This is a genomic window from Rhizobium azibense, assembly GCF_004342325.1.
Taxonomy (GTDB): Bacteria; Pseudomonadota; Alphaproteobacteria; order Rhizobiales; family Rhizobiaceae; genus Rhizobium; species Rhizobium etli_B.
Map to the genome: position 1 here is coordinate 180,966 of NZ_SMBJ01000005.1, position 19,066 is coordinate 200,031.

The following is a 19,066-nucleotide window of genomic DNA, read 5'->3' on the forward strand; positions in this document are numbered from 1 at the left end:
ACTGCGACGGTGAGGGGTGCGGAGAAGCTGCGGCCTGCATTCTTCTCCCCAAGAGAACGGAAAGAAGGTGCCGGCAGGCAAACGTGCGGCGGCTCCCTGGTTGGAAGGCGGACCTACCGATGAGCAAAGGTATCATCCTGCTCGCCGCCGGGGGCACCGGCGGCCACGTGTTTCCGGCAGAGGCTTTGGCATACGAGCTGAAGGCGCGCGGTTATTCCGTGCATCTCGTGACGGACAGCCGTGCCGAGCGCTTTGCCGGCAAATTCCCCGCGGATGAAATCCACGTGGTGCCGTCGGCGACGATCGGCTCGAAGAACCCGGTCGCAGTCGCGCGTTCGCTATGGACGCTGTGGAGCGGAATGCGTGCCGCCAAGAAACTGATCCAGCGGCTGAAGCCTGCGGTCGTCGTTGGTTTCGGCGGCTATCCGACCGTGCCGCCGCTGCTTGCCGCCACGCGCCTCGGCGTGCCGTCGATGATCCACGAACAGAACGCCGTGATGGGCCGCGCCAACAAGGCGCTGGCGCAACGCGTGCAGGCGATCGCCGGCGGTTTCCTGCCGGAAAACGGCGGCGCCTATCCCGAGAAGACCGTGACGACCGGCAATCCGGTGCGTCCGGCGATTGTCGAAGCGGCGAAGGTGCCGTACAAGCCTTCCCATGCCGGAGAACCTTTCAATCTCGTCGTCTTCGGCGGCAGCCAGGGGGCGCAATATTTCTCCAAGGCGTTGCCGACAGCAATCAGCCTGCTTGACGAGGAGTTGCGTGCGCGGTTGCGCATCACCCAGCAGGTACGCCCCGAAGACATGGAAATGGTGAGCGGCTGTGTGGCCAGGCTTGAAATCGGGGCGGATATCGCGCCGTTCTTCACCGATATGGCGCAGCGCCTTGCAAATGCGCATCTGGTGATCTGCCGCTCGGGCGCCTCGACGGTTTCGGAAATTTCGGTCATTGGCCGTCCTGCCGTGCTTGTGCCCTATCCGCATGCACTTGATCACGATCAGGCGGCGAACGCCGCAGCCCTTGCCGCGACCGGTGGCGCAAAGGTCATCGCTCAATCGGAACTCTCGTCGGAGAAGATCGCTTCGATCCTTTCTCATGTGATGAACGACCCGGAAAAGCTCGCCAGGATGGCGGCAGCCGCAAAGCAGGCCGGGAAACCGGACGCTGCGAACTTGCTTGCCGGGATGGTTGAGGCTATTGCCGCCGGACGTACAATTGCAGAATTCAAGGGGACACAGTCATGAAAATGCCGAAGGCGATCGGCCTCGTCCATTTCATCGGCATCGGCGGGATCGGCATGAGCGGTATCGCCGAGGTGCTGCATAATCTCGGCCACCGCGTGCAGGGATCGGACCAGGCCGACAGCGCTAACGTGCAGCGCCTGCGCGCCAAGGGCATCGAAGTCTTCGTCGGTCACAAGGCGGAAAACCTGGGTGATTGTGAAGTTGTGGTCGTCTCGACCGCCATCAAGAAGAACAATCCGGAGCTTATCGCCGCGCGCGAGAAGCTGTTGCCGGTCGTGCGCCGCGCCGAGATGCTCGCCGAACTGATGCGCTTCCGCAATGCAATCGCCATCGGTGGCACGCATGGAAAGACGACGACGACATCGCTCGTCGCCACGCTGCTCGAAGCAGGCGGTCTCGATCCGACCGTCATTAACGGCGGCATCATCAATGCCTACGGCACGAATGCACGCATGGGCGAGGGCGAGTGGATGGTGGTCGAGGCCGACGAATCGGACGGCACATTTCTGAAGCTGCCCGCTGACGTCGCGGTGGTGACCAACATCGATCCGGAACATCTCGACCACTACGGCAATTTCGACGCCGTGCGCGCCGCCTTCCGGCAGTTCGTCGAGAACGTGCCGTTCTATGGCTTCGGCGTCATGTGCCTCGATCATCCGGAGGTCCAGGCTCTCGTCGGCCGCATCGAAGACCGCAAGGTCATTACATATGGTGAAAATCCGCAGGCCGACGTGCGCTTCATGAACGTACGCATCGACGGTGCCCGGTCGATCTTCGACGTCGAAATCCGCCGCCGCCGCACCGGACAGGTCATCAGGCTCGACAATCTCGTGATGCCGATGCCCGGGCGACATAACATTTCGAATGCGACAGCAGCAATTGCGGTCGCCAACCGCCTCGGCATTTCGAGCGCCGACATCGCAAAGGGCCTCGCCTCTTTCGGCGGTGTCAAGCGCCGCTTTACGCTGACCGGCGAATGGAACGGCGTGCAGATCTTTGATGACTACGGCCATCATCCGGTCGAGATCAAGGCGGTGCTGAAGGCCGCGCGCGAAGCCTGCAAGGGCCGCGTCATCACTGTTCATCAGCCGCATCGGTATTCGCGCCTTTCCAGCCTGTTCGAAGAGTTTGCCTCCTGTTTCAACGATGCCGACAGCATTTTCCTTGCTCCGGTCTATGCCGCGGGCGAAGATCCGATCGAAGGCGTGGATTCCGAGGCACTTGTTTCCCGCATCAAAGCGGGTGGCCATCGCGACGCGCGGTTCCTTGCCAACCAGGAGCTTTTGCCTGAAATGGTCGCGGAGATTGCAAAGCCCGGCGATTTTGTGGTTCTCTTAGGGGCTGGGAATATAACTTACTGGGCAGTCGCCCTGCCCAAGCAACTGGAAGGTCTTTCGGGAAAGTCTGCATGAAACAGGTGAATGGGGAAAAGCTTCTCGAGTCTCTCGGAGAAGGTGTGAAGGATATCCGCGGCCGTATCACGCCGGATGCCCCCATGGACCGTGTTACCTGGTTCCATGCTGGTGGTCTTGCCGAGCTGATGTTCCAGCCCCACGACGAGGCGGACCTTATCGCATTCCTGAAAATCCTGCCGGAAGAGGTGCCGCTGACGGTGGTGGGAGTCGGTTCGAACATTCTGGTGCGCGACGGTGGCATTCCGGGCGTCGTGTTGCGCCTTTCTGCCAAGGGTTTCGGTGCAGTCGAGCTTGCGGGCGACAATCGCATTCTCGCCGGTGCCATCTGCCCGGACAAGCATGTGGCTGCGATGGCGATGGACAACGGTATCGGCGGCCTTCATTTCTTCTATGGCATCCCGGGCAGCATCGGCGGTGCGGCGCGCATGAACGCCGGCGCCAATGGCAGCGAGACCTGCGATCGCTTGGTCGAGGTCAATGCCATCGACCGCAAGGGCAACAAGCTCGTGCTTTCGAATGCGGACATGGGATATTCCTACCGTCATTCCACGGCCTCGCCCGATCTCATCTTCACCTCCGTGCTTTTCGAGGGCTATCCTGAAGACCGGGCGAAGATCCGTGCCGACATGGATGCGGTGCGCAATCACCGCGAGACGGTGCAGCCGATCCGCGAGAAGACCGGTGGTTCGACCTTCAAGAATCCCCAAGGCCATTCGGCCTGGAAGCTGATCGACGAAGCGGGCTGCCGGGGTCTCGTCATCGGCGGCGCACAGATGTCGTCGCTTCATTGCAATTTCATGATCAACATGGGGCAGGCGACCGGCTACGATCTCGAATATCTCGGCGAGCAGGTTCGCCGTGAAGTCTTCGAAAATTCCGGCGTCAAGCTCGAATGGGAAATCAAGCGCCTCGGTGTCTTCATGCCGGGCCGCGAGGTGCGCCCGTTCCAGGGTGTGACCGGCGAATAGCCGTTTTATCTGGAACGGCAAGTTGCTTGCCCCGAAAGGCCGCGACGGGAAAACCGCTGCGGCCTTTGATTTATCTTGAGGCAGTCTCGATCAGACTTCGTCGCGGCCGGATGCCAGGATGGAGATCAGCGTGATCACCGCAGCGAGGCCGAGATAGTAGCCGACGTAAAGCATCCCGTAGTTCGTCTGCAGCCACGTGGCGATATAGGGGGCGAGCGAGGCGCCGAAGATGCCGGCAAGATTGAAGGTGATCGACGAGCCGGTGTAGCGCACTGCGGTCGGGAAGGGGGCCGCCAGGGCCGTGCCGATAAGGCCGTATGTCATGCCCATGAGTGCCATGGCGACAATCGCAAAGACGACGATGCTGCCTTCGCCGCCGCTCATCAGATCGGGCAGGAAGAACGAGAAGATACCGATCAGCACGGTGGTAAGGATCAGAACTTCGCGGCGTCCGAATCTTTCAGCGAGCCTGCCGGCGACGGGAATGAGAATGCCGAAGGCGACCGAGCCGACAATCTGGATTTCCAGCGCGTCCAGGAAAGGAATTTTCAGTACCTTGACGTTGTAGGACAGCAGATAGGCCGAGCCGATGTAGAAGAGCACAAAGGTCGCGAGTGCAACGAAGGTGCCGAGGAACAAGCTGCGCTTGTGCTTGAGAAAGAGTTCCGCAACCGGCACGGCAACGCGTTCATGCTTGTCGATTGCCTTTTGGAAGGCCGGTGTTTCCGTGATCGAAAGACGAACCCAGAGGCCAATGACGATCAGGACGATCGAGGCGATGAACGGAACACGCCAGCCCCAGCTCAAAAGCGCGTCCTGCGAGATGACCTGCAGCAGCAGCCAGAAGACGCCGGAGGAGAGGAAAAGGCCGACGGGTGCGCCGAGTTGCGGGAACATGCCGTACCAGCTGCGCTTGCCTTCCGGCGCATTCTCGGTTGCAAGCAGAACAGCGCCACCCCATTCGCCGCCGAGGCCGAAGCCCTGGCCGAATCGGCACAATGCGAGCAGCAGCGGCGCTGCGACGCCGATCGATCCGTAGGAGGGCAAGAGGCCGATAACGACCGTGGAAATACCCATGGTCAGCAGGGCGGCGACCAGCGTCGTCTTGCGGCCGACCCTGTCGCCGAAATGACCGAAGACGACGGCGCCGAGCGGACGGGCGAAGAAGGCGATCGAGAAGGTGGCAAAGGAAGCCAGAAGGGCGGTGGTTGGATCGTTGTTGGGGAAGAACAGCGTCGGGAAGACCAGGACGGCTGCCGTCGCATAGACGTAAAAATCAAAGAATTCGATCGTGGTGCCGACAAGGCTCGCGATCAGAACGCGCGCCGGCGAATTGACTTGCGCACTGTTCGATGAAGCGGAGGTCGGCGATACGGGAGCTATCGCGTCAGACATGTTTATTCCATTTCGGATTTACAAAGAGCGCCCTTGGAAAGGGTCGAGAAGCGCTCTTAAAGCAATTTTAATTCCGCGCAAACGTCGAATGGGCAAGAAAGTGACGAGATCTCGATGCAGCGACACCTCAATGGTGTCTTCAACCGCGTGGACGCGCGACCTTAAAATTGGCGGGATTGAGACAAATCGGCGACTTCGGTTCGGGAGACAATCCCGTTTCCATCGGCCTTGCGGTCGCTGACCGGATTCGGCGGGACGCCCACATTCGCCATATGGTCGTTGAGGCCCGACATTGCGGCGCGCTCCTCCATCTCGTTGCGAGCGGCAGGCTCCCAACGGCTATGGCGAGCACTGCACTGGCGGCTATTCACTGACATCTGCGTTGGTCATGAAGTCGCTTTCACGCCGTTCTTCCTGATCGTCAGCAACTGGCTTTGCGCCTCTTGCGATTGCCTGGCGCTGACGCCGATCCACCTGATCTCGATCTCGGTGACGATTACATCCGTCAGTTCTGCCCGCTCGACGCCGAGGCTCTCCTTTTCATGGCTTGGTCCGGCAGCACTTCGGCTCTTCTGGCTGCCGCCTGACACCGGAGCTAGGCCTGGCGGGCGTCTGGAACTGCTCGACAAAGACAGCGAAGGAGCCTTCGCTGTCTGTCCCCGCATGGTCATCTAGGCAGGTTTTTTCATGCTGTGAGCGAACTTCAGCATCCTGCCGCAAGGCCATGATTTGGAGTCGGAAACATGCAGGCTGAGCCGGGTTTTTCGAGCGTGGAAACCTTTTCGAAAGGCGCCTGGTTAACAAAAGTAAACACTTCATTAACCATAATGTTGTCATATCGCTCCCATGTCTGAGGCGAAGCGGATTCGCGGGCAAGCTTGGTGCAAGCCTCGAAAATCAGGCTGAGGTTTATTTTGGGGGTACGTATGAGTCGCAAGCATGTCGCTGTCCTGATGGGCGGATTCTCCTCGGAGCGGCCAGTGAGCCTGTCTTCGGGAACGGCTTGCGCGGACGCCCTCGAAGGCGAAGGCTTCCAGGTTACGCGGATCGATGTCGATCGCGATATTTCAGCGAAGCTGGCAGCACTTCGTCCCGATGTCGCCTTCAATGCGCTGCATGGCCCCTTCGGCGAGGATGGCACCATTCAGGGCATCCTCGAATATCTCGAAATCCCCTACACGCATTCCGGTGTTCTTGCCTCTGCACTTGCAATGGACAAGGGCAAGGCCAAGGGGGTCGCGGCGGCCGCCGGCGTTCCTGTCGCGCAATCGGAAGTCATCAATCGCTTCGCCTTTCCGGTCGAGCATCCGATGAAGCCGCCCTATGTCGTGAAGCCTGTCCGGGAGGGCTCCAGCTTCGGTGTCGTGATCGTCCGGGAGGATCAGGCCCATCCGCCGCAGATCATCAGTTCGCCGGAGTGGCGCTATGGCGAAGAGGTCATCGTCGAGCGGTATGTCTATGGCCGCGAGTTGACATGCGGTGTCATGGGCGAGAAGGCTCTGGGTGTGACTGAAGTGGTGCCGCAGGGTCACAACTTCTATGACTATGATGCCAAGTATGCCGCGGGCGGCTCAAAACACGTCATCCCGGCGAAAATTTCACCGAATATTTACCAAAAAATACAAACACTGGCATTAAGGGCGCATCAGGCAATTGGTTGTCGCGGGGTCAGTCGGTCCGACTTCCGTTACGACGACCGGTTCTCCGAAGATGGTGAAGTTATCTGGCTGGAAGTGAATACCCAGCCGGGCATGACGCCAACCTCCCTTGTGCCCGAAATGGCCGGCCATGCCGGTTATTCCTTTGGTGAATTCTTGCGTTGGATGGTGGAGGACGCCTCTTGTTCTCGTTGACGGTCAAAAGGATAGGGCGCCCGAGCCGCCAGCCGAGCATTGCTCTTGCCGAGGGCGATGGGCGGATGATTCTTCCGCGTCCGCTGCGCCGCGCAGTGCGCTTCCTCGTCAGTCTCGGAACTGGCCGTATCCACATTCCTGCCCATACCGGGACGATTTCTGCACTCGCATTCTTTGCGGCGACCGGTCTCTACGGCATGTCGCTCGGCGGCCATACGGAAACGGTCGCGCAGGCGGCGACGACGGCTGCCGGTTTCGCCATCGAGGACGTGAAGGTTTCCGGCAATTCCGAAACTTCGGAAATCGAAATCTTTGAACTCCTTGGCCTCGACGGGACAACGTCGCTGGTGGCCCTCGATGTGGATGCTGCGCGCCGCAAGATCGTCAAGCTTCCGTGGGTCGAAAGCGTCGAGGTCAGGAAGATTTATCCAAAGACAATCGAGGTCAAGCTCAAGGAGCGCCAGGCCTATGCGATCTGGCAGCACGGGCAGGAGCTTTCGCTGATCGAAAGGAATGGCAGCGTCATTGCGCCGCTCCGCGACAACAAGTTCTCGACGTTGCCCCTCGTTGTCGGCCGAGATGCAGAAAGTGCTGCGGCATCGCTCGAGGGCGAATTTTCGAAGTGGCCGGACATCACGTCGCGCGTGAAGGCTTACGTCTGGGTCTCCGGCCGCCGCTGGGACCTGCACATGGACAATGGCGTGGTGGTGAAGCTGCCGTCCGAGGATGTCGATCAGGCGCTCGCCAGGCTGTCGAAACTCAACAAGGAACAGGATCTTCTGGCGCGCGACATCGCAGCCGTCGATCTGAGGCTGGTGGACAGGACCGCGATACAACTGACCCCGGAGGCCATGGCGCGCCGGCAGGTCGTTCTCGATCAGCGGACCAAGGATTTGAAGAAGGCGGGGCAGAATATATGAGCTTGTTCGGTTCGTCTCATTTCGGATTGCCGCGCCTGAAGCCGCTGTCGTCGAAGCGGTCGCATATCGTTTCGGTCCTCGACATCGGCTCGACCAAGGTCGTTTGCATGATCGGCCGCCTGACGCCGCGCGAAGAGAGCGAGATCCTTCCGGGCCGCACGCACGATATCGAAATCATCGGCATCGGCCATCAGCGCTCCCGTGGCATCAAGACCGGCGTCATCGCCGATCTCGATGCGCTCGAAGGCGTCATTCGACTTTCCGTCGATGCGGCCGAGCGTATGGCGGGCCTCACCGTCGAGAGCCTGATTGTCAATCTGACGGCCGGTCGTCTCGGCAGCGACATCTACACCGCAACGATCGATCTCGGCGGCCAGGAAGTCGAACTCAACGATCTAAAGAAGGTGCTTGCAGCCGCCTGCCAGCAGTCGCTGCGACAGGATCGCGCCGTGCTTCACTCTCTGGCGACCGGCTTCTCGCTCGACGGCGAACGCGGCATCCGCGACCCGCTGGCGATGTATGGCGATGTGCTTGGCGTCGACATGCATGTGGTAACCGCCGAAAGAGCCGCGTTGAAGAACCTCGAGCTCAGCGTCAATCGCGCCCATCTCTCCGTCGAGGGCATCGTTGCGACACCTTACGCCTCCGGGCTGGCCGCTCTCGTCGACGATGAGGTCGAGCTCGGCTGCTGCGCGATCGATATGGGCGGCGGCGCCACGACGATCTCGGTCTTTGCCGAAGGCAAGCTCGTTCACACGGATGCCGTCGGTCTCGGGGGCCTTCACGTCACGACCGATCTGGCGCGCGGCCTTTCGACCCGCATCGAAGACGCGGAGCGCCTCAAAGTTGTTCACGCTTCGGCATTCTCGAACTCTTCGGACGAGCGCGAGCTCATCTCGATCCCGCCGATCGGCGAAGACGAGCGCGATCAGCCGACGCAGGTGCCACGCGCGCTCGTTTCGCGCATCGTCGGTGCACGCATCGAGGAAACGATGGAATTGATCCGCGACCGGATACAGCGTTCGGGCTTCAGCCCGATCGTCGGAAAGCGCGTCGTGCTGACGGGGGGCGCAAGTCAGTTGACCGGTCTTGCGGAAGTGGCGCGGCGCATCCTGGCGCGAAACGTCCGCATCGGCCGGCCGATGGGCGTCTCGGGCCTGCCCACGGCAGCCAAGGGACCGGCGTTTTCGACGGCGGTCGGACTGATGATCTATCCGCAGGTCGCGGACATGGAAACACACGCGTCACAGAGCGGTCTGCTCATGTCGCTTGGGGGTAATAACAGCCGCATCGCCCGGATGGGCCAGTGGCTGAAGGAAAGTTTCTGAAATTGAGTGAATTGGCCGGCGTGGCGATGCGGCCATAAAGAGAAGGAACAGGTACTATGACTATCAAGCTGCAAAAGCCGGATATCACTGAGCTGAAGCCGCGGATCACCGTGTTCGGTGTCGGCGGCGGCGGCGGCAATGCTGTCAACAACATGATCTCAGCCGGTCTCCAGGGCGTCGACTTCGTCGTTGCCAATACGGATGCCCAGGCGCTGACCATGACGAAGGCCGAACGCATCATCCAGCTCGGCGCCAACGTCACCGAGGGACTGGGTGCCGGTTCGCAGCCGGAAGTCGGCCGCGCAGCCGCCGAAGAGTGCATCGATGAGATCATCGATCACCTCAACGGCACGCATATGTGCTTCGTCACCGCCGGCATGGGCGGCGGCACAGGCACGGGCGCTGCCCCGGTCGTCGCGCAGGCAGCACGCAACAAGGGCATCCTGACCGTTGGCGTAGTCACAAAACCGTTCCACTTCGAAGGCGGTCGCCGCATGCGCCTTGCCGAATCCGGCATCGAGGAACTGCAGAAGTCGGTCGATACGCTGATCGTCATTCCGAACCAGAACCTCTTCCGCATCGCAAACGACAAGACCACCTTCGCCGATGCTTTCGCCATGGCCGACCAGGTTCTTTATTCGGGTGTTGCCTGCATCACCGACCTGATGGTGAAGGAAGGTCTCATCAATCTCGATTTCGCCGACGTGCGCTCGGTCATGCGCGAAATGGGCCGCGCGATGATGGGCACCGGCGAAGCGTCCGGCCAGGGTCGCGCGATGCAGGCTGCCGAAGCTGCAATTGCCAACCCGCTGCTCGACGAGACTTCGATGAAGGGTGCTCAGGGCCTCCTGATCTCCATCACCGGCGGCCGCGACCTGACGCTCTTTGAAGTCGACGAGGCTGCGACCCGCATCCGCGAAGAAGTCGATCCGGATGCCAACATCATCCTCGGCGCCACCTTCGACGAATCGCTCGAAGGCATCATCCGCGTCTCCGTCGTTGCGACCGGTATCGACCGTGCGATGAACGAAGCCGCTGCCAAAAACTTCCAGCCTGCCGCCAAGCCGGCTATCCGTCCTTCCGCGGCCGTTGCTTCCGCACCGGCCGCAGTTCAGCCTGCGCCAGTCATGCAGGCACCCAAGCCGGCCGATCCGATCGCGCAGACCATCCGCATGGCGGAAGCCGAAATGGAACGCGAGCTCGAAATCCCGGCTCCGCGCCCTGCAGCTCCGGTTCAGCAGCCCGTTGCTCAGGACGCGTTCCGTCCGCAGAGCCGCATCTTCGCAGCCACTCAAGAAGCTCCGGTCGCTCGTCCGACTCCGATGCAGTCGGCGCCGGCACCCGTTATGAGCCAGCCGGCGCCGCAGCCGGTCATGCAGCAGCAGCCGGTTCGCCAGGAACCTGCCATGCAGCAGCCGGTCCGCATGCCGAAGGTCGAGGACTTCCCGCCCGTCGTTCAGGCCGAGATCGATCACCGCGCCCAGCCAGCTGCCGCACAGGCGCATGAGGAGCGCGGCCCCATGGGTCTGCTGAAGCGAATCACCAATTCGCTCGGCCGCCGCGAAGAGGAAGTCGCTCCCGAGATGACGGCAGCGCCGGCCGCCGCTTCGCAGCAGCGCCGTCCGCTTTCGCCCGAGGCGAGCCTTTATGCACCGCGCCGCGGCAATCTCGACGATCAGGGCCGCAGTGTTCCGCAGGCCCGCATGATGCAGGAAGACGACCAGCTTGAGATTCCTGCCTTCTTGCGCCGTCAGTCGAACTGAAGACACAGAATCGCCACGCATGCGCCCGGGATCACAGACCCGGGCGCAGCTGTTTCAAAGCGTCATATAAGTTGATGATTCCTAAACCATTTCAAACGGATGGTTTCGTAACAAAGCGAAACGAACAGTGATTTGGTTTGGAGCCCGGCCGCACGTATGTATGACGTCAAGGGACCGTGCCTTGCCGCCTTCACGGCGACAATTCGGCGGTGGGCAAAACAGGTTGGCGGTTTGTTTTTCGGTGCTTTTGGCGCTACGGACTGTAAATTCAATAAAGGCAGAATTTTATGGTTATTGGCATGCTTGGCTTCCAGACGACGGTTTCGCGCCCGGTGACGCTTTCGGGCACCGGCGTTCATTCCGGCGCGGAAGTCACCATTACTTTCAATCCGGCTGAAGTCGATACCGGCGTCGTTTTCCATCGTATGCATGACGACGGCAGCGTCACCGAACTGCGTGCCGTCTCCGCTCAGGTCGGCAGTACCGATCTCTGCACCGTCCTTGGCTTTTCCCCGGCACATTCGGTTGCGACGGTCGAACATGTGATGGCAGCGCTCTACGCGCTCGGCCTCGATAATGTCGTGATCGAGGTTCATGGCGCCGAGATGCCGATCATGGACGGCAGTTCGGCCCCCTTTATCGAGGCGATCGAGCAGGTTGGCCTCGTATCGCTCGGCGTGAAGCGCCGCTATATCCGCATCACCAAGCCGGTTCGCATCGAGCATGGCGGCTCCTGGAGCGAGTTCCGTCCATATGACGGCACGCGCTTCGAAGTCGAGATCGATTTCGAATGCCCGCTGATCGGCCATCAGAAATGGGAAGGAAATCTGACGGCAGCGACCTTCAAGTCCGAACTGTCGCGCGCACGCACCTTTGGCTTCATGCGTGACGTGGAGCGTCTCTGGGCCTCCGGTCATGCACTCGGTTCGTCGCTTGAGAATTCCGTCGTCATCTCCGACGACAATACGGTAATAAACGTCGAAGGCTTGCGTTACGCAAAGGATGAGTTCGTGCGTCACAAGGCGCTCGATGCCGTCGGTGACCTGGCGCTTGCCGGCGCTCCCTTCATCGGCTGCTACCGCTCTTATCGCGGTGGTCACAAGATGAATGCCAATGCTTTGAAGGCGCTGCTAAGCGACCCGACTGCCTATGAAGTTGTCGAGACTTCTGCTGCGCGCCCGCGCGTTACACCCCGCGATTTCGTGGCCGTTAACGCTCCCGGATTCGCCCCCTGGTCGGCATGACCTCCACACTCAAATTCAGGCCAGGGCCGCCTCTTTCGGGAGGCGGTTTTTTTTGTACTTCCGTAAGCCGATAACTGTTGTCCAGCATATGCTTAGCAGCAACAGGCCCGATTAAAGTCAAAAACCTCGCTATTCTGACGCTTGCTGCCACAAAAATGCGTTAATGGCTCATCATTGCGTTGCTCTCGCCACGCATTTGTGGCTAGAAACGCCGGCGAGGTGTGGCTGCCGCAGGTTAGGGTAGCGGCAGTTGGGATTCTTCTATGGATTATGCAAGGTCTGAAGGTATGATGAAGACAGCGCGCGCTTTGCTCGCATCGCTCGTGATTTTGAGCGCAGGCGCCTTGATTTCCGGTTGCCAGTCGGACCCTGACATCGACATCACCAAGCTCGGCCTTAGCAACGATCCGCCGGACGTCCTCTACAATCAGGCGCTTGCCAACATGAAGGCCGGCAACATGGCCGAAGCCGCGCGCAAGTTCGACGCGATCGACCGCGAAAACCCGTTCTCCGAATGGGCGCGCAAGGCTCTCGTGATGAGCACCTTCGTGAAGTACCGCCAGGGCAAGATCGACGACGCCCTCGCATCGGGCAACCGCTATATGGCGCAGTATCCGAAGTCTGAAGATGCGGCTTATGTTCAGTATCTGATCGGCCTCAGCTATTCGAAGCAGATCTCAGATGTGACCCAGGATCAGCGGGCGTCCTCCAAGACCATCGAAGCCATGCAGGCCGTCATCGACAATTATCCGGACTCCGAATATGTCGACGACGCGCAGGCAAAGATCCGCTACGCCCGCGACCAGCTCGCCGGCAAGGAAATGCAGGTCGGCCGTTATTATCTCGAGCGCAAGGAATATCTTGCAGCCGTCTCCCGGTTCCGTATCGTGGTTGAGAAGTATCCGAACACGAATCAGATCGAGGAAGCGCTGGCGCGCCTCGTCGAGGCCTATTTTGCGATGGGAATCGTCGAGGAGGCCCAGACGGCAGCCGCTGTTCTCGGTCACAACTATCCGGATAGCCAGTGGTACGCCGATTCCTTCAAGCTGCTGCAGTCGGGCGGGGCCGAGCCCCGGGAGAACAAGGGCTCCTGGATTTCGGCAGCCGGCAGGAAGCTGCTGCTCGGCTCGTGAGGCCTGACACGCAATGCTGATCCAGCTTTCGATCCGCGATATCGTTCTGATCGAGCGGCTGGATCTTGCCTTCGAAACAGGGCTCTCGGTTCTGACGGGCGAAACCGGTGCCGGCAAATCCATTCTCCTCGACAGTCTTTCTCTAGCACTTGGCGGACGTGGCGATGGCGGCCTCGTGCGCCACGGCGAGGACAAAGGCCAGGTGACGGCCGTCTTCGACGTGCCGATGGATCACGGTGTCCGACAGCTTCTGCGCGAGAACGGGATTGACGACGAGGGCGATCTCATCTTCCGGCGCCAGCAATCGGCCGACGGCCGCACCAAGGCATATGTCAACGATCAGCCGGTGAGTGTGCAGCTGATGCGCCAGGCCGGGCAGATGCTGGTCGAAATCCACGGCCAGCACGATGACCGCGCGCTTGTTGATACGCATGCGCACCGGCTTCTGCTCGATGCCTTCGCCGGCATCAACGAGGATGCCGCGGCGGTCTCCGAGCTTTACCGCACGTGGCGCGATGCCGAGCGAACGCTGAAAAAGCATCGCGAAAAGGTGGAGAACGCCGCCCGCGAGGCCGACTATCTCCGGTCCTCCGTCGACGAGTTGGAAAAGCTTTCGCCGCAGGATGGCGAGGAGGAGGAACTGGCCGAGCGCCGCCAGAAGATGATGAAAGCGCAACGTATCGCAGGCGATATCGCCGAGGCCTGCGAGTTTTTGAACGGCAATGCCTCTCCGGTGCCTCATATCGCGTCGCTGGTGCGCCGCCTGGAGCGCAAGAGCCACGAGGCGCCCGGACTGTTGGAAGACACGGTGGCGCTGCTCGATGCGGCTCTGGACCAGCTGTCCAATGCCCAGATGGAAGTGGAGGCAGCACTGCGAAAGACGGAATACGATCCGAAGGAACTGGAGCGCGTCGAGGAGCGACTCTTTGCCCTGCGTGCCGCGTCGCGCAAATATTCCGTGCCGGTGACCGAGCTTCCGGCGCTTGCCGTGCGCATGATCGCCGACCTTGCCGATCTCGATGCCGGCGAGGAGAAGCTGGTGAAACTCGAATCCGAAGTCGGTGTCGCCAATGCGAATTACCATGCCGCGGCCCGCTCTCTTTCGGACAAGCGTCACCACGCAGGCGAAGCGCTCGCCGCCGCCGTCATGGCGGAGCTGCCGGCTCTCAAGCTGGAGCGAGCGCGCTTCATGGTCGAGATGACGACCGATGCGACAGCCGCAACGGCCGAGGGCATCGATGTCGTCGAATTTCACGTTCAGACGAACCCAGGGACCCGTCCGGGCTCGATCATGAAGGTGGCATCGGGGGGCGAGCTTTCACGCTTCCTGCTTGCACTGAAGGTGGCGCTTGCCGATCGCGGTTCGGCGCCGACGCTGGTCTTTGACGAAATCGACACCGGTGTCGGTGGTGCCGTTGCCGATGCCATAGGCCAGCGACTGAAGCGGCTTTCCGACCGCGTGCAGGTGCTCTCGGTCACCCATGCCCCGCAGGTCGCCGCGCGCGCAGAAACGCACCTGCTCATCTCCAAGGGGCCGGTTTCCGACGGCTCTGAAAAGATTGCCACGCGCGTTGCGACGATGGCGCATAAGGACCGCACGGAAGAGATCGCCCGCATGCTTGCTGGAGCCTCTGTGACCGAAGAGGCGAGGGCGGCGGCGGCCCGGCTGTTGGCGGGGAATGGTTAGGCCGCCAGCCTAGGCCGTGGTATTGATCTCACCCTGATACCCTGTCCGTCTTGACGGGGAAAGGGACGTTCTTCACTCAAGCGCACGTTCATTTGAAACGGCGCGGGCATATACCTTCTCCCTGTCAGAATGGACAAGGGTGCCGGCAGTCCGATGAGGGATCGCCTCATCGGCCTCTCTTTCAATCCATGATTTTTGCTCTAAAACGATTCCAGATTTTCTGGAGTGATCCCGTATGCCAACCGAGTCCGTTGCAGTTGAAGACCTGACGATCGATGATGCCGCCGCCGAGCTCGCACGGCTGGCGAAAGAGGTCGCCCGTCACGACGCACTCTATCATGGCAAGGATCAGCCGGTGATTTCGGACGCCGATTACGATGCGCTCAAGCGGCGAAACGATGCGATCGAGGCGCGGTTTCCCGAGCTCATCCGCGAGGACAGCCCGTCGCGCCGCGTCGGCGCTGCACCTTCGGTGACCTTTGCCCCGGTCGTCCATGCGCGCCCGATGCTGTCGCTCGACAATACGTTTTCGCAGGAGGACGTGCAGGATTTCGTGGCCGGCGTCTATCGCTTCCTCGGGCGCCTGCCGGATCAGTCGATTGCCTTTACCGCCGAACCGAAGATCGATGGGCTCTCCATGTCGATCCGTTACGAGAACGGCAAGCTGGTAACGGCTGCAACGCGCGGCGACGGCACGACGGGCGAGAACGTCACCGCAAATATCCGCACCATCAAGGAGATTCCGAACGAACTGCCAAAGGGGGTCCCGGCCGTCGTGGAGGTGCGCGGTGAAGTCTACATGGCAAAGAGCGACTTCATGGCGCTCAACAAGCAGATGGAGGCCGAGGGAAAGCAGACCTACGTCAACCCGCGCAATACGGCAGCCGGATCGCTGCGCCAGCTCGACGCGAAGGTGACGGCAAGCCGCAAGCTGAAATTTTTTGCCTATGCCTGGGGCGAGATGTCCGACATGCCGGCCGACACTCAGTTCAACATGGTACAGCTCTTCAGGGATTGGGGCTTTCCGGTCAATCCGCTGATGAAGCGGCTGAATTCTGTTGCCGATATCCTCGCCCATTACGACGAGATCGGCCTGAAGCGCCCCGACCTCGACTACGATATCGACGGCGTCGTCTACAAGGTCGACAGCCTTGAACTGCAGCAGCGCCTTGGCTTCCGCTCGCGCAGCCCCCGCTGGGCGACGGCGCATAAATTCCCGGCAGAACAGGCCTTCACCACCGTCGAGAAGATCGAGATCCAGGTGGGGCGTACCGGCGCATTGACACCTGTTGCGCGACTTACGCCCGTCACCGTCGGCGGAGTGGTCGTGACTAACGCGACGCTTCACAACGAGGATTACATCAAGGGTCTCGGCAATTCCGGTGAGCCCATTCGCGGCGAGGAGCATGATATCCGGGTCGGCGATACTGTGATCGTGCAGCGGGCGGGCGACGTCATTCCGCAGGTGCTCGATGTCGTCATGGAAAAGCGGGACGCGGATGCAGTGCCCTACGAGTTTCCAAAGCGCTGCCCGGTCTGCGGTTCGCATGCGGTGCGCGAGAGAAACGAGAAAACCGGAAAGCTCGATTCTGTCACGCGCTGCACCGGCGGCTTCGTGTGCCGGGCGCAGGCGACCGAGCATCTCAAGCATTTTGTCTCGCGTAACGCCTTCGATATCGAGGGCCTGGGATCGAAGCAGATCGACTTCTTCTTCGAGAGCGAGGAGGAGGCGCTGCGGATCCGCACGGCGCCTGATATCTTCACGCTGGAAAGGCGCCAGCAGAATTCGTTGACGAAGCTCGAAAATATTGAAGGCTTCGGCAAGGTCAGCGTCGGCAAGCTCTATGCGGCGATCAACGAACGGCGCAGCATCGCGCTTCATCGCTTCATCTACGCGCTGGGCATCCGCCATGTCGGCGAGACGACGGCGAAGCTGCTGGCGCGCTCCTACGGCACCTATGAGGCTTTTGCCGCGGCGATGAAGGAGGCCGCACCACTCTCCGGCGATGCCTGGAACGACCTGAACGCCATCGAAGGCATTGGAGAGATCGTCGCCCGCGCGATCGTGGAGTTTTACAAGGAGCCGCGCAATGTCGAGGTGATCCGTGCCCTGCTTTCGGAAGTGACGCCGCAGGAGGCGGAGCAGCCGGTCACCTCCGGCAGCCCGGTTTCGGGCAAGACGGTGGTGTTCACCGGCTCGCTCGAGAAGTTCACCCGCGATGAGGCCAAGGCCAAAGCGGAGAGCCTCGGCGCAAAGGTTGCCGGATCGGTCTCCAAGAAGACCGATATCGTTGTTGCCGGACCGGGTGCGGGCTCGAAGCTCGACAAGGCGCGCGAGCTTGGCGTCCAGACCATGGATGAGGACGAGTGGCTGGCGCTGATCCGTGGCTAAGCTCATTTCCCGGTCTGGGAATGATTTTTCATCGTCGTCGGCGGCAACAAAATACCGGCTGGTTGCGCATGCCGCGTATAGTTATGGCCGCGTGCGGATCGAACCGGTCGGGGCGCATGCTGAGATTACTGAACCGATCTGCAGACGGGGTAATTCACGATCCGAACATGGCCGGCCGCAAGCAGGCAAATCGGTGATGAATCGGGCCCCGTTTCCCGGGCCCCGATCGACCCCAGGAGATGAAGACGCAAGGGGCATTCCCGGCCGATTGCCTCCAAAAGCATTACAAGCTGTTCGGCTGGAGGCGGACTCGAGCCATCGCATAGGCGTCGACATAACCTCCGGCGCGGAAGGCGAAGGCTTTAAGCAGGCCTTCCTCTTCGAAGCCGAATCTTCTGTAGAGGGCGATCGCAGCCTCGTTGTCGGTATACACCGATAATTCCAGTCGTTTTATGTTCAGCCAGTTGTCAGCCATGTCGATGAGTTCGGCCAGCAGTGCCCTGCCGATGCCCTTGCCGGTGAAATCGTCGTGGACTCCCATGCCGATGTGGGCTGCATGGGCGCGCCGCCCCAGATAGCGCATCATGCCTGCGTCACCGACGATCCGGCCATCCAGTTCCGCAACGAGGTTGACCTGGCCGGGGCCGGCGCTTTCGAAGCGTTTTCGGGTCTCGTCGACGGTTTGATACGGCAGGCGCAGGGTGCCGAAGCGGAAGCCTGGCAAGTTGATGAGCGCCGTCACCGCCTCGATATCAGAGGCGCGCAACGCCCGGATGATCAAGCCTGCCATCGCTGGCGGACGTTCGGCTGCATTGCTTTCCAACTCTTTCAAAACACTCACCTTGAATTTGAAAGAGGAGAGCAGACTTCGAACCCTGCTCGCCTCGGCAGGGTTTCGGGACTGATCGGACTGTTAACGTGCCAATGCTGCCCCGCACCCTGCATGGGTCGTGGTCTTATGGACGGCAGTAAGAATGATGTCTGGTCCGTTCATCAGCAAAAAGTCGTTGATCCTTTCTCGAAAGTCAACCGGCGGCATTTGCCTGGCTATAGCCGCGCGATATGCATGTCTTGACGAAAGAATCGCGGAGCAGCCTTGAAGACCATAGCCATCGATTTCGAAACGGCCAATGAGCAGCGCGGCAGCGCGTGTTCGCTCGGGCTTGCCTGGATCGAGGAGGGCAGGATCACTCGTGTCGAGGAGCGGCTGATCCGGCCGAAGGATATGCGTTTTTCCGGGATGAATATTGCAATCCACGGCATCAGGCCCGAGCATGTGGAAGATGCGCCGGAATTTCCGGAAGTCATGGAAGAGTTCCATGATGAATTCCAAGGCGCGATGATGATCGCGCACAACGCCGCCTTCGATTTCAGCGTCTGGCGCGCTTCGCTCGACCTTTATCGCCAGTCATATCCGGAACTCACCTATCTCTGCAGCCTCAAGATGGCGCAGCGCATCTGGCCGCAGTTCCTCTCGCACAGATTGAACGTGATTGCCGAGCATCTGGGCCTGCGCTTTTCCCACCACAACGCCGCGGAGGATGCTGCCGTCTGCGCGCATGCGGCGATCGAGATGGCAAGGGCTGTCAAGGCCGCTGCAGTGCATGCGATTCCCGCGGCAATCGGCATGCGGCCCGGCAGGCTTACGGCAAACGGTTACGAGCCCTGCACCTGCCGCAAGGCATAGCCAGCTTCCTTGTTTTGGCGGTGACCGTAATTATCTA

Annotated in this window: 15 protein-coding genes; 13 read left to right on the forward strand and 2 right to left on the reverse strand. The window is 60.7% G+C overall.

What is annotated here, in order from left to right:
• Window positions 1-119 precede the first annotated feature (119 nt).
• From murG to murB, 3 genes are read left to right on the forward strand one after another with little or no spacing between them, the layout of a single operon-like run.
• Window positions 120-1,244 carry an undecaprenyldiphospho-muramoylpentapeptide beta-N-acetylglucosaminyltransferase gene (gene murG / locus EV130_RS14070; protein WP_074061743.1) on the forward strand — a complete coding sequence of 375 codons (1,125 nt, stop codon included), beginning with the start codon at window positions 120-122 and terminating at the stop codon, window positions 1,242-1,244.
• The gene (gene murC, locus EV130_RS14075; protein ID WP_074061742.1) at window positions 1,241-2,656 is read left to right on the forward strand and encodes a UDP-N-acetylmuramate--L-alanine ligase; all 1,416 of its coding nucleotides are present in this window, start codon (window positions 1,241-1,243) and stop codon (window positions 2,654-2,656) included. The genes murG and murC overlap by 4 nt, the downstream gene beginning before the upstream one ends.
• Entirely contained in the window at window positions 2,653-3,627 is a 975-nt protein-coding gene (gene murB / locus EV130_RS14080) for a UDP-N-acetylmuramate dehydrogenase (RefSeq protein WP_074061741.1), read from the forward strand. The genes murC and murB overlap by 4 nt, the downstream gene beginning before the upstream one ends.
• A 90-nt stretch (window positions 3,628-3,717) precedes the next feature.
• On the opposite strand, the gene EV130_RS14085 is transcribed toward murB, so the two are convergent.
• Window positions 3,718-5,022: an MFS transporter gene (locus EV130_RS14085; protein ID WP_074061740.1), complete on the reverse strand. Its 1,305-nt coding sequence runs from the start codon at window positions 5,020-5,022 to the stop codon at window positions 3,718-3,720.
• 279 nt (window positions 5,023-5,301) lie between these two features.
• On the opposite strand from EV130_RS14085, the gene EV130_RS14090 reads away from it, so the two are divergent.
• From EV130_RS14090 to ligA, 9 genes are all read left to right on the forward strand, one after another.
• On the forward strand, window positions 5,302-5,697 hold the full coding sequence (locus EV130_RS14090) for an MIP/aquaporin family protein (protein WP_132550461.1): 396 nt from the start codon (window positions 5,302-5,304) through the stop codon (window positions 5,695-5,697).
• A gap of 251 nt (window positions 5,698-5,948) precedes the next feature.
• On the forward strand, window positions 5,949-6,875 hold the full coding sequence (locus EV130_RS14095) for a D-alanine--D-alanine ligase (RefSeq protein ID WP_074061738.1): 927 nt from the start codon (window positions 5,949-5,951) through the stop codon (window positions 6,873-6,875).
• Window positions 6,863-7,795: a cell division protein FtsQ/DivIB gene (locus EV130_RS14100; RefSeq protein WP_132550459.1), complete on the forward strand. Its 933-nt coding sequence runs from the start codon at window positions 6,863-6,865 to the stop codon at window positions 7,793-7,795. Before EV130_RS14095 ends, EV130_RS14100 begins: the two co-directional genes overlap by 13 nt.
• Window positions 7,792-9,123: a cell division protein FtsA gene (gene ftsA / locus EV130_RS14105; RefSeq protein ID WP_074061736.1), complete on the forward strand. Its 1,332-nt coding sequence runs from the start codon at window positions 7,792-7,794 to the stop codon at window positions 9,121-9,123. The genes EV130_RS14100 and ftsA overlap by 4 nt, the downstream gene beginning before the upstream one ends.
• Window positions 9,124-9,179: 56 nt before the next feature.
• Window positions 9,180-10,886, forward strand: a complete 1,707-nt coding sequence (ftsZ, locus tag EV130_RS14110) for a cell division protein FtsZ (protein ID WP_132660594.1) — start codon at window positions 9,180-9,182, stop codon at window positions 10,884-10,886.
• Window positions 10,887-11,173: 287 nt separating this feature from the next.
• The gene (lpxC, locus tag EV130_RS14115; RefSeq protein WP_074061734.1) at window positions 11,174-12,130 is read left to right on the forward strand and encodes a UDP-3-O-acyl-N-acetylglucosamine deacetylase; all 957 of its coding nucleotides are present in this window, start codon (window positions 11,174-11,176) and stop codon (window positions 12,128-12,130) included.
• Between the two features lie 263 nt (window positions 12,131-12,393).
• A complete protein-coding gene (locus tag EV130_RS14120) occupies window positions 12,394-13,263 on the forward strand; it encodes an outer membrane protein assembly factor BamD (RefSeq protein ID WP_196776280.1) in 870 nt (289 codons plus the stop codon).
• A gap of 13 nt (window positions 13,264-13,276) precedes the next feature.
• Complete coding sequence (gene recN / locus EV130_RS14125; protein ID WP_132660596.1) at window positions 13,277-14,950, forward strand: DNA repair protein RecN; 1,674 nt, start codon at window positions 13,277-13,279, stop codon at window positions 14,948-14,950.
• A 235-nt stretch (window positions 14,951-15,185) separates the two neighbouring features.
• On the forward strand, window positions 15,186-17,342 hold the full coding sequence (gene ligA, locus EV130_RS14130; protein WP_074061732.1) for an NAD-dependent DNA ligase LigA: 2,157 nt from the start codon (window positions 15,186-15,188) through the stop codon (window positions 17,340-17,342).
• Between the two features lie 283 nt (window positions 17,343-17,625).
• Here the strand turns inward: ligA and EV130_RS14135 are convergent, their stop codons facing one another.
• On the reverse strand, window positions 17,626-18,174 hold the full coding sequence (locus EV130_RS14135) for a GNAT family N-acetyltransferase (RefSeq protein ID WP_420493351.1): 549 nt from the start codon (window positions 18,172-18,174) through the stop codon (window positions 17,626-17,628).
• Window positions 18,175-18,438: 264 nt separating this feature from the next.
• On the opposite strand from EV130_RS14135, the gene EV130_RS14140 reads away from it, so the two are divergent.
• Complete coding sequence (locus tag EV130_RS14140) at window positions 18,439-19,029, forward strand: 3'-5' exonuclease (RefSeq protein ID WP_132550452.1); 591 nt, start codon at window positions 18,439-18,441, stop codon at window positions 19,027-19,029.
• Window positions 19,030-19,066 lie beyond the last annotated feature (37 nt).